The sequence below is a fragment of the Nitrospirae bacterium YQR-1 genome, from assembly GCA_039908095.1.
In the GTDB taxonomy this organism is placed as follows: domain Bacteria; phylum Nitrospirota; class Thermodesulfovibrionia; order Thermodesulfovibrionales; family Magnetobacteriaceae; genus Magnetomonas.
On record JAMOBJ010000002.1, the window covers coordinates 125,867 to 139,220 of the forward strand.

Here is a 13,354-nt window from a genome sequence, read left to right on the forward strand (position 1 = left end):
AAACCTCACCATCACATAATACTGTAGTTAAGTGTCATTTTATTTCCACCGCGAATAATATCGAGGTGAATTTCACTTACGCCCCTGAGGGCTGTGAAAGCCTGAAGGGCAGCCTCCGGATCTGTTATGTCGTAGTTGTTTATTTTTAAAAGTACATCACCGTTTTTAATACCAAGGGTGTCGTAGATGCCTCCTGGTTTAACCTCTTTGAGAATGAACCCTGTCTGTTTGCCGTTTACAAGGTTTGGTTGGAGGCGTGCCTCGGTCATAAGCTGCTTAGGGTTTTCAAGAGCCTGTTGAACCTTTCCACTGTCAAGTACGTAATTAGAGGTATCTATTTTTTTTCCCAGGGCTGTTGCAGCGCTCTGTGGCTCTTTGTTTATAGCTGTGGGCATATCGGACAGAGGCAGCCTTGAGCCGTCTGAAAAGACAGCATCCCTGTGTGAGACGTCTTTAAGGGTGAGCCCCTCAGCAACCTTCTGTCCTGTCCTGAAGATTTCCTGCTTACCCTTATCATCTTCAAATATGGCATAGCCGGTTCCTTTATCACCGGAAATAATCCCCATGAGTTTGTAATTAGACATGTTGGAGACGGACTTAGCTCCTTTGGACGGCACAATAGGAGTAAATTTTAAATCTTTGAGACCAAAGGCGTTTGTTTCAACAATTGGAGCATAATCGGCTAATTCTTTGGGTGTGGCTTTTTCGACTGTGTTAATATTGATCTCAGGCAGGGTGGAATTTTTAGAAATAAATGTGACGGCATCCCTGATGATAAGCACCACAGAGATAAAGAGTACTGCCCCGCCTAAAGCAGCTGCAAGTGCGGAGATATTCCCCCTTGTTAATATTGACAAATATTTCAGCATAGTATATTCAAAGAGAATAGCCTAAGGGGAGAGTCTCACTCTCCTTTAGAATCCCTTCACGCAAGGGAGCCAGCCCCCTGCCCCCATTATCACGTTGTTTTTAGTGTTTAATTATCACTCTTTTAATTATGTATTACAGTTTAAAACTACTAATTGCAATTAAGTACCGGAGTATAAAAACAATTTAAACAACATTTGACATTTTAACATAAAATGAATTAATTTATAAAGTCCTTATCGGGGCGTAGCGCAGTCTGGTTAGCGCACCTGCCTTGGGAGCAGGGGGCCGGAGGTTCGAATCCTCTCGCCCCGATATATTTCATATAGGTTTACACCCTGGCGCACTACATAAAATTGGAACGATGCCGAAAAAATTCTGCAAAACTTTTCAATTTAATCATCAACCATAACTTACGATAAAGTTTGTAATATACATGATGTTTGGCTTAGTGAACTATAAACATCAACAATGAAATTGGATGATGTGTTATAATGAAGGAAGATGTAAGTATGGATATCATCGTTTATGGGGAGTTGAATTATAAAATAATTACCCATGGCAAAATAACAAATAGTATGTAATATCGGAAATTAAGGTGATGAACAATGAGTGCTATTGAAATATTAAAAAAACATGAACAAACAATAAATCAAAAATATGGTGTCAGAAAAATCGGTATCTTTGGCTCCTTTTCCCGTGGAGATGAGAGTGAGCATAGTGATATAGATATTCTTGTTGATTTTAATGAGGGAGCGAAAAACTTTGACAATTTTATGGAACTCAAGTTTTTCCTTGAAGACCTTTTTTGCAGGAAGGTGGATTTAGTAACGGTTCATGCGCTACGACCACAACTTAAAGAAAGTATCTTAAGTGAAATAACTTATGCATAGAAATTATTGGTTGTACCTTGAAGATATACTTGCCGCAAGCAAAAAAATTACAAAATATGTCGGAGATATCTCTTATGAAAACTTTTTACAGGACGAAATGCGTATAGATGCAATAATTAGGAATTTTGAGATAATAGGAGAGGCAGCAAGCAAAGTACCTTCAGACATAATTGAGAAATATCCGTTTATTTCGTGGCGTAAAATAACCGATTTCAGAAATATACTTGCCCACGAGTATTTTGGAATAGATTATGATATTATGTGGGAGATTATCAAAGATAAACTTCCTGCACTTCAAAAGGACATTATGAATATTTTAGCGAATGAACATAAATGAAATATTTGTGGGAAAAGGTGAGAGAAAAATATCTACATAATATCGCTTTTAAATCCCTTGACAGACTTGAAGATACGCTTTGCTCTGCTCTGAATGATATATATGACGACCATGACAGACTCACTTCTATGACTAACTTCCCTTATCTTAAATTACCTATATGGACGCTACTTGGTATAAAGAGTTAAAATATAATCGTATTGTTGCCGATTGGACTACGGCTCCGATAATCGGCGATGATGACGCAAGTTGCCGTAGGGCTTGACGTATCCATTTTATTTTCCGCTTAGAGCCACTTCTAACGCTGAACTTCAGTTGCAAGACAACAGGGGCTTATTCCTTTTTTACCCACACGATTCAATAAAGAGCCAGTTTCTAAAAATTTGCTTACCTTCTGCCGACTGAAAAATGGATAAACCCTTGTTCTGTTAACTTTTTAGGCTCGTAAACATTTCTCAAATCGAAAAAGTAGGGGCCGGCCATAAGCTCTTTTATGCACTTTAAGTCGAGGTTTCTGAATTGGTTCCACTCGGTAGTAAGAACGGTGGCATCTGCTCCTTTGATAGTGTCGTAACCGTCACTGCCGTAGTAAATATCCGGATACTCAGCTTTAGCATTTTCAATCGCAGCAGGATCGTAAGCTCTTATTTTTGCCCCTTTTTTTAATAATTCACCGATTAAATAAAGTGCCGGAGCTTCTCTTAAGTCATCCGTATTGGGTTTGAACGCCAGTCCAAGAAAAGCTATAGTCTTATTGCTGACATCTCCCATGGTGCTAATGATTTTATCTAACATTATATCACGCTGAGTGTAGTTTGCCTTAATGGTAGCGGCTACGACATCAAGGTTAACGCCGCTATCGTTGGCAATACTCAGCAGTGCCCGTGTATCTTTTGGAAAACACGAACCACCAAATCCAGGTCCGGGATGTAAAAACTTCTTTCCAATTCTGCCGTCAAGTCCCATAGCTCTTGCCACGTCGTGGACATCGGCATTAACCTTATCACAGAGATTTGCAATTTCGTTTATAAACGATATTTTAGTTGCCAAAAAAGCGTTTGCAGCATATTTTATCAACTCCGCTGTCTCAATGTTTGTTATAACAAAGGGAGTTTCTATTAAATAAAGAGGACCGTAGAGTTCCTTCATGACCGCTATAGCCCGTTGTGTCTCTGCCCCTATTACTATCCTGTCAGGGCGCATAAAGTCCTCTATGGCCGCTCCTTCCCGTAAAAACTCAGGATTTGACACCACATCAAAGTCTGCCTTATCACCCGTAACACTTGCTACGATATCTTTTACCTTCTTACCGGTTCCTACAGGCACAGTGCTTTTTGTAACAATAACCTTGTAATTGTTTATATGCTCAGCTATAGACCTTGCTACGGCAAATACATGTGACAGGTCTGCTGTGCCATCTTCGTTAGGGGGCGTCCCTACTGCAATAAATACAGCTTGAGAGTTCCGCACTGCGTCAGATATATCGGTGCTAAAGGAAAGCCGTCTCTGTTTAACATTTCTGCTTACCAGGTCCTGAAGCCCGGGCTCATAAAACGGTATATCACCTCTGTTTAATGACTCTATTTTTTTACTGTCCTTATCAACACACTTTACTGTTACCCCAAACTCTGAAAAACACGCTCCGGTCACTAACCCTACATAGCCGGTTCCAATCATTCCTATTTGCAAATCTATCCCTCCCTAATCCTTAATTTCTTCTTTCTTAAAAATTATCAGGCCGCATATCTTTTACTTCCCTAAAACCATAACACTTAAATATAGAATAAGTCCTGAGAATTTGTCCACGCTCAGTGACGTTAAAAAGTGCCTGCTCACAGTTGTCAGACGATTGTGCCACAACAGGATGAATTGTGCCTGAGGTGTCTGTAACGAAGAGGATGTTTATTCTTACTTTGCCGTTTAACGCTCTTAATTTAGCAGCCGCATCATTTATTCCGGGCCACATGTCATACTCATTCATTCGTCTGCCTAAAGCCACACAGTAAACAACAGGGTTTCCCTTAACATAAAAAGCAAGCTCGGCTGCCACCTGATATTTATCCGAAAAAACAAGAATTTCACCTCCTGCTTTTTTTAATTCTCTATAGGCGGTGGCCACCTCAGGACCTAGTTGTCTCCAACCGCGCAATCGGGCTGTGGGGTCAATATCAACGGGAAGTCTCAATACCTGCGGGTAATGACTCAGAGCAGTTACAACAACAGCCACTATCAGGGCCGCTTTAACGCTCCTGCGCGTGTGTTTAAATTCCATCATGAAGGGCTGCCCTTGTGCTTTATATAAATAGTACCGGCTAAATGCTATTAATGCCGTTATGTAGCCGGTCATAGGCCAGTTTGCCTGCACCTTACCCTGTATGCTTTTGATTAAAAAAAACACTAACACAGGAGCGGAAAACCAAAAAAGAAATCCGCTCTCATTACCTCTCTGTACCTTATAAAGTCTTATGACTGCGATAATCATCAGCACTAAAATCACAGGGGTTACAACCCCCAACTGAGAGCCTATAAACTCAAAAAACTTAACCGGAGATATTATCAGGCCATCCGCCACATGGGCGTGTCCTGCGGTATGCCTCAGTGTTACCCAGTTGTGCTGCCAGTTCCATATAATCACAGGGCTAAAAACGGCAAGGCTTATGATTAGTGCAATATATGGTTTTACTGTTTTTAAAATATTTCTCAGCTTAGTATCTGAAAATACGAAAAACAACAAAGCACAGCCGTAAAAAAGTGCCATTGTATATTTTGATAACAGCCCCAGTCCCACGCAAAAGCCAAGTAAAATCCAGAGGATATAACCACCCTGTCCCTCTACGGCTCCCTTGTATGTCAGGTACAAAGAGATTATCCAAAAAAACACAAACGGCGGGTCTATTGTAAAGACAACTCCATAAGTGGCATACAGAGGTAAGAACTGAAAAATAAGGGCTGAGGAGAGACCGATAAAGTCGTTTTTTTCGTAAAATTTTTGCTCACAATTGTTTCCGCTCTCCTGTCCATAAATAAGCCGGGCAAGTTTGAAGATATAAATACTGCTAAGGGCGGTAAACAGCACTGCAGGCAGCCGCAGAGCTAAAACATTTACACCTAACACATGAGTAAACACATACATCACGTACATAACAAACGGTCCCTTTGAGTAGTAACTAAGCTCAGGGCGTCTGCTACAGTCCCAGTACAAAGCCTCATCCGCGCTTAAATCAAGCGGACCGGCTGTTATGTAATAAACCCTGAATATACTTATAACTAAAAGAGAGTAATACAGGATTGCCTCATATGGTGACTTCTTATGTGAATTTCTTGAGGCACGGTATAACAAGATAACCGCAAAAGAAATAATGAGGGCAAATACGCCCCCCCCGGCAACATCTGATGGATAGTGAACTCCCACATAAACTCTTGAAAATGAAATCAGAGCAGCTGTTATTAATGGCGGCAGCAGCCAACGTTTTCTGAAGTGGCTTGATAGAAAATAAACCAGAGAAATAGCATAAGAACAGGAGTTAGCTGCATGTCCAGACGGAAAAGAAAACGATGCTGTGCAGCCGGCAAGCAGATTTACTCCTTTAAGAACATTACACGGTCTTACCCTCTCTATAAATATCTTCATTGTATTACTAAGCCAGTCGGCAACAATAAAAGTTAACAACGGAATTAACAGTATTTCAATAAATGCTCTGACATCAAAAGTGACATGCATCTCCGAGTCCCTTCTGATTTTAACTGCAAGAATTAAGACTGTGTAAATGATAAGGAAAATATAACCCTTTGAGGTAATAAAAGGCATAATCGAATCAAAAAAGTTATTTTTCAGCCCTGCATTTATTGCATAAAAAACCTTTTCATCAAATAAACCGATATCTGTTAATATACTAAAAATTAAACTCTCCTTGTTTCAGGGGAGGTCTCTTCACCCAATCATACGGTTTTAGACAATACTGCCCCCATGTAAAAATTTTTAATTGCCGCTGCCTAATTAATGCCGGAACAGCCCATTATGTTGATACAACGCCGCCAGTTCACCTTTACTCTCATGGTCATTATACTACACCCTTATTAATTAATACTATGCAGCAGTAATAAAGCCGGATGCGGGCAGCGTGACTTCTATTATTGTGCCGGTATCTTCAGAGGTCTGCATTGAGATGCCACCGTTTTGCGCCTCAGCAATTAAGCGTGCCGAGTACGTCCCTAAACCTGTGCCTCCGCTCTTTCCCATTGTCACAAATTTGTCAAAAAAATTATCCCGGATTGACTCCGGTACCACTCCGAGATTTTTTATCGCAACTTTTATATTCTTCTCTCCGCCGTCTACGGTAACAAATACCGCACTACCGGCAGGCGCCGCCTCTGCTGCATTCTTTGTAAGGTTATGAAGCATCGAATAACACAAGAGCTCATCACCAAGAGCGGATATCTCTCCAGCAACCGTTATTTTTGTGTTTATCTTTACGTTTTTCGTTGAAAATCCAAGCCGGATCTCTTCTACTACCTTCTCAGCCAATCTGACAATATCAATTGGTTTTGCATTTAACTGATAACGTCCGGTTTCTATCTTGTAAAGGTCCGTGGATAGATTTACCATGTTAAGCAGCGTGTAAGAGAGGTCCTCGATAGTTTTTAATTGCTCGGAAGTTATGTTTTCATGCTTGCCAACACTGTTTATTGTTCCAATTATAGCGGCAAGGGGACTTTTCATATCGTGGCGCACTATATGCTCTACGTCATCACGGAGCCTTGAGTTTTCCATCATTGTGTCTATGGTGTTTTTAAGTTCCTCATAACCACGGTGATAACGTAAAAAATTTCGTACCCGTGCCCGTAAAACGGTTGGTTTAATTGGCTTGGTTACATAGTCAACAGCACCAGCCTCCAGTCCCCTAACAATGTTTTCCGGGTCATCCATTGCAGTGAAAAATATAACCGGAATGTCAGAGGTCTCCTCGTCTGCTTTAAGAGCTTTTATTACGTCAAATCCGTCCATATCAGGCATCATAACATCCAGAAGCACAAGGTCGGGCTTATCCGGCGATTTACATATCTTTATAGCCCGTTGCCCATTTGGAGCAACCTTCACACGGTACTCATTCTGCAAAAGACCTGAGATGAGCGTTAAGTTATCCGGCACATCATCTACGGCAAGGACGGTAAGAGTTCTGTCCGGTTTTATCTCCAACTCAGGGCCGGCTGAATTGTCAAAAGGACCAGCCTCCTTTGTTTGTTGTGGTTGTTTAACGGTAGGTACAGGTTGTTTTAAAGTAGTGCGTTGGAGATTTTTCCTGATCTTCTCAGACAGAATTCCACTAGAAAAAGGTTTTAGTATAAAGTCACTCACTCCACTTGCGATAGCCTTTTCCACCTGCTGACGATCTACCTCCGCCGTAATCATAATAAACGGAGTGAATTGGTGTTTCTTGTCCTTACGAACCCATGTGAGCAATTCAAGGCCTGTCATCTGAGGCATATTCCAATCAGAAAGAATTATGTTGACAGGATTACTGCTTAACTTCTTTATTGCGTCCTCTCCGTTTTGAGCTGTAATCATATTGGTAAAACCAAGCGTTTTGAGATTACTTATAATAATACTGCGCATTTGGTCGTAATCGTCAACAATTAGAAAAAGCGGTTGACTACTCATTTTATTTCTCCTTCACTATTACACTGTCCTGAACTACCAGACTGTTTCAGTTGCTCTCTTAAGCGTTGCAGCTCCTCAGCCATCCTCTTTTGCTCAGTTATATCCCGGACTGTTGCCTGAAGAAATACCGAATCGCCTAATTCCACCCTCGTTAACATAACGGTTGCTGGAAAACTTGTGCCGTCAATCGTTGTGTGTGTCCACTCAAAGAAGTGATATCCCAGCTCCATAGCCAGCATTATGGCCTGTTGGGCTTTTAGAGATGAGAGCTGCCCATTCGGTTGATATTCCGGTGAAAGGTTCCACGGTCCCAATTTAACAAACTCCTCCTCAGACTGCACTCTGAAAAGTTTCAGCGTAGCAGGGTTGGCCGATGTAAACATCCACTGAGGCGGGGCAAGGGTCATAACTGCATCCTGCATAAATTCAAAAAGCGCCTGATACTGTTCCTTCTGCTTGTTGGTCAGTTCCATAAGACGTTGAGTGTTTAGGTTTCGTTCAATAATTACAAGGTTCATTGCTACCACAGGCATAAGCTCATCTATTATAAATTGATAATCCGGAACAAATGGACTTAGTCCTGCCAGCTCAATAACTCCGGTCACTGTGCCACTGTGTATCACAGGCTGAATTGTGACGCACACAGGGCTTAACTTACCAAACCCACAGGTAATATTAATATAGTCCTTTGCCGGAGCGTCTATATTTATGGGCAGCTTGTCTAAAGCACACTGGCCGACAAAACCCTGGCCCGGAGCAAAGGAACCGCCGCTTAGGTCACGCTCGTAACCGTAGCTGCCTGCCGCCTTAAATAATCCCTCATCCTTGTAATAAACGTAAAGTACCCCATAATCGGCATTTATCAATGGGGTAATGTGAGACAAGAGTTTCTCCGACATCTCCTCTAAAGACTGCGAACTCTGAATGTCGGCGGAGATTGCCGCTACCTCAGACTTTATAAGAGAGCTTCGTTCAAGACTTTCAGTATATTTTTTAAGCTCCGCCTCGGCATGTTTACGTTGCAGCACTGCATTTCTTAATTGTCTGTTCCACAGTATAAAGAAAATTATAAGGCAGGTTATGGCAAGGGCTACAGGCCAGAGCTTTCTCCAGTTAATACCGGTTTGAACTTTGACGGCAACCCAACGATCTTTGATTTGTCTTTTTTCTTGTTCCGTCATGCTCTGAAGCGCCTTGTCAAGGGCTGAGGCAAGCAGTGGCATATCTTTTCTTACGCCGACGGCTAAGTCATGAGTGTATGGGGTTGGAGATACAATCTCCAGATTTGAAAGCCCAATCTTGTCAATATTATAGGCCACTGTGCCAAGGTTATCAATGAGAGCGTCTATATTGCCGGTTGAAAGCTCCCTGAGGGCTGTCTCCACATCCGGCAACTGCACAAGGGATAACTCAGGATGCTCAGTCTTAAGGCGACTCTCTATTATTAATCCTTTAACCACACCTGTTTTAAGTCCATTAAGATCAGACAGCCCATTTATCTTTCTGTCATGCTGCGCCACTATTACGGATGGATTGGTAGTGTAGGGTTTGGTGAAAAGCAAGAACTTTCTGCGTTCATCAGAAGGCGTTATCTTTGGAATAATATCAACCCCTCCTGTCTTTGTGCTCTCAACTGCTTCCTTCCACTTCATGTCTTTTTGAACAATTATGTCAAGATCAAGACGCCTTGCCAGCTCCAAAATAAACTCGGCACTCATACCCTTATAATGTCCCTTTTCGTCTATAAATTCAAAGGGTGGTCTGCTGCTGTCTATCCCAAGACGGAACTGCTTGCCTTTAAGAAATCCCCTTTCCTCCGCTGTCAATTCAACTTTTGTGTTACCGCTCTGTGCAAAGAGCTCAGGAGCCGCAACCAGCAGCGTCACACAGGATGTAAACACAAGAAAGGCTGCTAAAAATATTGAAAGACAATTTCTATATACCACCGTCATTGTACAGCCTCATAAGAAATTATTTTCATTTGTTTGTTTTTAAAAGATATTTTATCTGTCATTGCCGGCTCCGATCGGGAATCCAGTCTTTCAAAGTCCTCTTTAAGGGACCTTGATTGCCATTTTCACGGCGATGACATCCAGTAACGCCTGCTGCCGGCTCTGCCTGTGTCTTTGGTCTTATCCAGCGTGCCATCGTACTAAAGAGCTGCCCTACATCTATAGGCTTGACTACGTGGTCGTTCATGCCGTGGTCAATACACCTCTGCCGGTCTCCCTCCATAGCATTAGCAGTCATCGCTATGATGGGTAATTCATTATATCGGCTATCCTGACGTATTTTTTGTGAGCACTCAAAGCCGTCCATAACCGGCATCTGGCAATCCATCAGTATGCCGTCATAGTTGGTTTGCCTGATTTTCTCTAACGCTTCCACGCCATTTACTGCAATATCTATGCTAAGCCCCGCCTCGGTTAATATCTCAGTAGCCAGCTCACGGTTGACCTCGTTGTCCTCAACAAGCAACACATATGCTCCCCGCAGAGACTGTTCCGCCTCCATGTAGTCCGCCTTTTTCTGCTGTTTGTGCGGGCGATGTACAACCTCTTTACCTAAGGCCGTCAGGATGGTATCAAGCAGTGTAGAAGGACTTACAGGTTTAACCAACAATCCGTTTAAATGTACATCCTGTGCCTGCTGTAATAATTCGTCACGGCTATAGGCCGTCACCATTATAAAGGCGGCAGTATGCGCCAATTCATTATCCGAGCGAATATTTCGGATTGTCTCCAGGCCATCCATCTGCGGCATATGCCAGTCCATAAGCACAAGACCGTATGGTTTACCGCTTAGCATGGACTCCCTGAGTTCCTTTATTGCTTCCATTCCGCTGCCAACGGCTTTAGCGTCAAATTTAAGTGAAATCAACATTGAGAGAAATATCTCCCGTGCACTTGCATTATCATCTACTACCAATATACGCAGCCCGCTTACATCGGAAGTGGAGAGGGTAAGCTGTCTTTGCACCGGCTGCAGAGCGAATTTTGCCGTAAAATAAAACGTGCTGCCCACGCCTGCCTTGCTTTCCACTCCAATCTCACCACCCATCATCTCAACCAAACGCTTGCTTATGGTTAACCCTAACCCTGTACCGCCGTACTTGCGGGTAGTGGATGCGTCTGCCTGAGAAAAAGCGCTAAACAGTTTCTTTTGCTGCTCCTCCGTTAATCCTATCCCGCTGTCCCTGATTTCAAAACGTAACGTAACTGCATCCACTTCAGTTGCTACGCACTTTATAACAACCGTAACCTCACCTTTTTCAGTAAACTTTATCGCATTATTTACCAGATTAACCATGACCTGCCCTAAGCGCAGCGGGTCTCCGACAAGGGCGGTGGGGACGTCTGTAGCAATGTTAAAAAGCAGCTCCAGCCCCTTATCCTGAGCCTTTATTACAGAGAGGTCGGCAAGGTGCTCCATAACGTCCTGGAGGTCGAAGTCTGTAGTCTCAAAATTCAGTTTACCGGCCTCTATTTTTGAGAAGTCCAGTATGTCGTTAATTATGCCGAGCAGATTCTTAGCCGCAGTGTCAACTTTTTCCATATAGTTGCGCTGTTTGGTGTTAAGCTCAGTTTGAAGCGCAAGATGGGTCATGCCAATAATGGCATTCATAGGAGTTCGTATCTCATGGCTCATATTGGCCAGAAAGTCGGATTTCATCTTTGTCGCTTCCTCGGCAATTTCCAAAGCACGTCTTAGCTCAGCCTCTGCGCGTTTACGCTCGGTGATGTCTCTGAAAACCACCACAATACCAACCAGTTCATTGTTTTTAAAGATTGGTGTTGTGGCATATTCTGCAGGGAAAGATGAGCCGTCTTTATGCCATAGCACCTCATTGTCAACATTTCTTAGTATGCCGTCTTTTGAGGTCAAATACATAGGACATTCTTCTTGTGGAAAATCTGAGCCGTCAGGACGGGCATAATGAACCAGTTGATGCATCATCTTACCTTTGAGTTCCTTAGCTGAAAACCCCAGCATCTTTGCACCGGAGCTGTTGATAAAAGTTATTGAACCCACGGTATCAAGTCCTATGATGCCATCGTTAACAGAGCCTAGTATCAGACGGCTTAACTCCTCTGTTTGTGCGAGGGTTTCTCTGCTTGCCTGAAGCTCGCGGCTTTGCTGCAAAAGCGCTGTTTTTTGGTTTTCCAGCTCCTCGGTTTGTTCCTCAAGAATGCGTGCCTGCTCGGCAAGGCGATTGTTATTGTCCTCAAGTTCGTCACGGCGGGCTATCAGTTGCTGCTCTGATGCGGCAAGGGCCTGTGACTGTGCCTGACTCACCTGCAGAAGACGTTGTGTTTCAACAATACCGGAGAGTATCTCTATGTTCATAGCTACTATCGGCACAATGGCCTCAAGAAGGGCAGTCTTGTCATTGCTAAAGTGCTCTATCGCCCCCAGTTCTACCACAGCAAGTACGCTATCGCCTTGCACCACTGGTACAATCATGACACTGTGGAGGTTTAGTTTCCCAAGCCCAAGGGTTGTATTAATGTGGTCCTGAGAGGGAATAATCAGGGAAATAGTTTTTTTATCAAACGCAGCCTGACCTACCAATCCCTGTCCCATTGAAAAGTGGTCTGTGTGTATTGAATCATCACAAGCATAACCGCCGGTTCGTCTGAGGTGTACGTGCTCCTTGTCGTATATATAGAAAGCTCCGTAAACTAACCCCATTATAGAGGCCAGTTTGGATGTCAGTGTGTTTCCCAGGTCTTTAAAGGTGGAGCATGTTTGCAGGGATTGTGCAATCTCAGCCACAAGGGCCCTGCTCTTGATGAAAGACTCCTGCTTGCGGGCAACATGACGAAGGATTTCGATAGCACGTCCGATCTCTCCAATTTCATTATTATAGTTCTGATATGGAGCCTCAGAGTCCAATTCTCCCTCCGATACCTTACGGATGCTATTACGCAAATCAAGCAATGGAATCGATATCGAGCGTGCCATCATAAGTGATGTTGCTCCGATTATAATAAGCAGAACAATAAGAAATGCAAGATTTTTTGTCAAGGCATTGCGGTAGTTTGTCTGTGAGTTTTTATAGAATTTTGCTGCAAATGAGCGTGATTGCTCTATAACGCTCTCCAGATGTGTAACCAGTTCTACACTTGGGTTGGAAGCGGTATCCATGGAGCGTTGCCATGCGGCCTCAAAGTCGCCGGCATTTGCCAGCCGCAGTTGCTCTTCCTTGTAAACTTGCCACTGCTGAAACAATTGCAGAAGTTCACTAATAGGTTTTTTATCACCATAGAAGCTTTTTTGTGCAATAGCAATATGATTCTGAAAATCCGCCTCATATTTGCGCATCTCCCGTGTCAACTGTTCAATCCTGGTTTTATCGCGTTCCATGATAATGCCTCTGAGTATTCTCCTTGCGTCAACAAGCTCAACGTTTGCCTCAAGCAGTGCATTGGTAGTAGTAAAGGGATGTTCATAGAGATTTTCCAGAGTACCTGCCATGTCATGAAACTGCATGAAGTTAAATACTCCAAAAGCAATCATGGCACAAAAGAGCAAAATAAACCCCACCATAATCTTTCTACGGATAGTAATATTATTAAACCTTTGAAACATGTTATT

At 42.9% G+C, this 13,354-nt stretch carries 9 protein-coding genes and 1 tRNA gene; 4 read left to right on the forward strand and 6 right to left on the reverse strand.

Translation table 11 applies throughout. The features are described 5' to 3' along the window. Positions 1–11: 11 nt before the first annotated feature. Positions 12–869 carry a PDZ domain-containing protein gene (locus H7844_02410; GenBank protein MEO5356133.1) on the reverse strand — a complete coding sequence of 286 codons (858 nt, stop codon included), beginning with the start codon at positions 867–869 and terminating at the stop codon, positions 12–14. 238 nt (positions 870–1,107) lie between these two features. Here H7844_02410 and H7844_02415 point away from each other — a divergent pair. From H7844_02415 to H7844_02430, 4 genes are all read left to right on the forward strand, one after another. Then, a tRNA-Pro gene (locus tag H7844_02415) sits at positions 1,108–1,182 on the forward strand. A gap of 293 nt (positions 1,183–1,475) precedes the next feature. After that, positions 1,476–1,760, forward strand: a complete 285-nt coding sequence (locus H7844_02420) for a nucleotidyltransferase family protein (protein MEO5356134.1) — start codon at positions 1,476–1,478, stop codon at positions 1,758–1,760. Then, positions 1,753–2,097, forward strand: coding sequence for a DUF86 domain-containing protein (locus H7844_02425; protein MEO5356135.1), 345 nt, complete (start codon positions 1,753–1,755; stop codon positions 2,095–2,097). The genes H7844_02420 and H7844_02425 overlap by 8 nt, the downstream gene beginning before the upstream one ends. After that, positions 2,094–2,285 (forward strand): hypothetical protein, encoded by a 192-nt coding sequence (locus tag H7844_02430; protein MEO5356136.1) that lies wholly within the window; start codon positions 2,094–2,096, stop codon positions 2,283–2,285. Before H7844_02425 ends, H7844_02430 begins: the two co-directional genes overlap by 4 nt. A 199-nt stretch (positions 2,286–2,484) precedes the next feature. Here the strand turns inward: H7844_02430 and H7844_02435 are convergent, their stop codons facing one another. The 5 genes from H7844_02435 to H7844_02455 form a co-directional block, all read right to left on the reverse strand. Next, positions 2,485–3,786, reverse strand: coding sequence for a UDP-glucose/GDP-mannose dehydrogenase family protein (locus H7844_02435; protein MEO5356137.1), 1,302 nt, complete (start codon positions 3,784–3,786; stop codon positions 2,485–2,487). Positions 3,787–3,820: 34 nt separating this feature from the next. Continuing rightward, positions 3,821–5,818, reverse strand: a complete 1,998-nt coding sequence (locus tag H7844_02440) for a glycosyltransferase family 39 protein (protein MEO5356138.1) — start codon at positions 5,816–5,818, stop codon at positions 3,821–3,823. A 366-nt stretch (positions 5,819–6,184) separates the two neighbouring features. Next, positions 6,185–7,756, reverse strand: a complete 1,572-nt coding sequence (locus H7844_02445; protein MEO5356139.1) for a response regulator — start codon at positions 7,754–7,756, stop codon at positions 6,185–6,187. Continuing rightward, positions 7,753–9,708, reverse strand: a complete 1,956-nt coding sequence (locus H7844_02450) for a transporter substrate-binding domain-containing protein (protein ID MEO5356140.1) — start codon at positions 9,706–9,708, stop codon at positions 7,753–7,755. The genes H7844_02445 and H7844_02450 overlap by 4 nt, the downstream gene beginning before the upstream one ends. Before the next feature lie 58 nt (positions 9,709–9,766). Continuing rightward, on the reverse strand, positions 9,767–13,348 hold the full coding sequence (locus H7844_02455) for a response regulator (protein ID MEO5356141.1): 3,582 nt from the start codon (positions 13,346–13,348) through the stop codon (positions 9,767–9,769). Positions 13,349–13,354: the final 6 nt, after the last annotated feature.

What these genes read in the sequence shown, in the direction of transcription:
- H7844_02410 (MEO5356133.1), bottom strand. Translation starts at nt 869, where the DNA reads ATGCTGAAATATTTGTCAATATTAACAAGGGGGAATATCTCCGCACTT.
- H7844_02420 (MEO5356134.1), top strand. Translation starts at nt 1,476, where the DNA reads ATGAGTGCTATTGAAATATTAAAAAAACATGAACAAACAATAAATCAA.
- H7844_02425 (MEO5356135.1), top strand. Translation starts at nt 1,753, where the DNA reads ATGCATAGAAATTATTGGTTGTACCTTGAAGATATACTTGCCGCAAGC.
- H7844_02430 (MEO5356136.1), top strand. Translation starts at nt 2,094, where the DNA reads ATGAAATATTTGTGGGAAAAGGTGAGAGAAAAATATCTACATAATATC.
- H7844_02440 (MEO5356138.1), bottom strand. Translation starts at nt 5,818, where the DNA reads ATGCATGTCACTTTTGATGTCAGAGCATTTATTGAAATACTGTTAATT.
- H7844_02445 (MEO5356139.1), bottom strand. Translation starts at nt 7,756, where the DNA reads ATGAGTAGTCAACCGCTTTTTCTAATTGTTGACGATTACGACCAAATG.
- H7844_02450 (MEO5356140.1), bottom strand. Translation starts at nt 9,708, where the DNA reads ATGACGGTGGTATATAGAAATTGTCTTTCAATATTTTTAGCAGCCTTT.
- H7844_02455 (MEO5356141.1), bottom strand. Translation starts at nt 13,348, where the DNA reads ATGTTTCAAAGGTTTAATAATATTACTATCCGTAGAAAGATTATGGTG.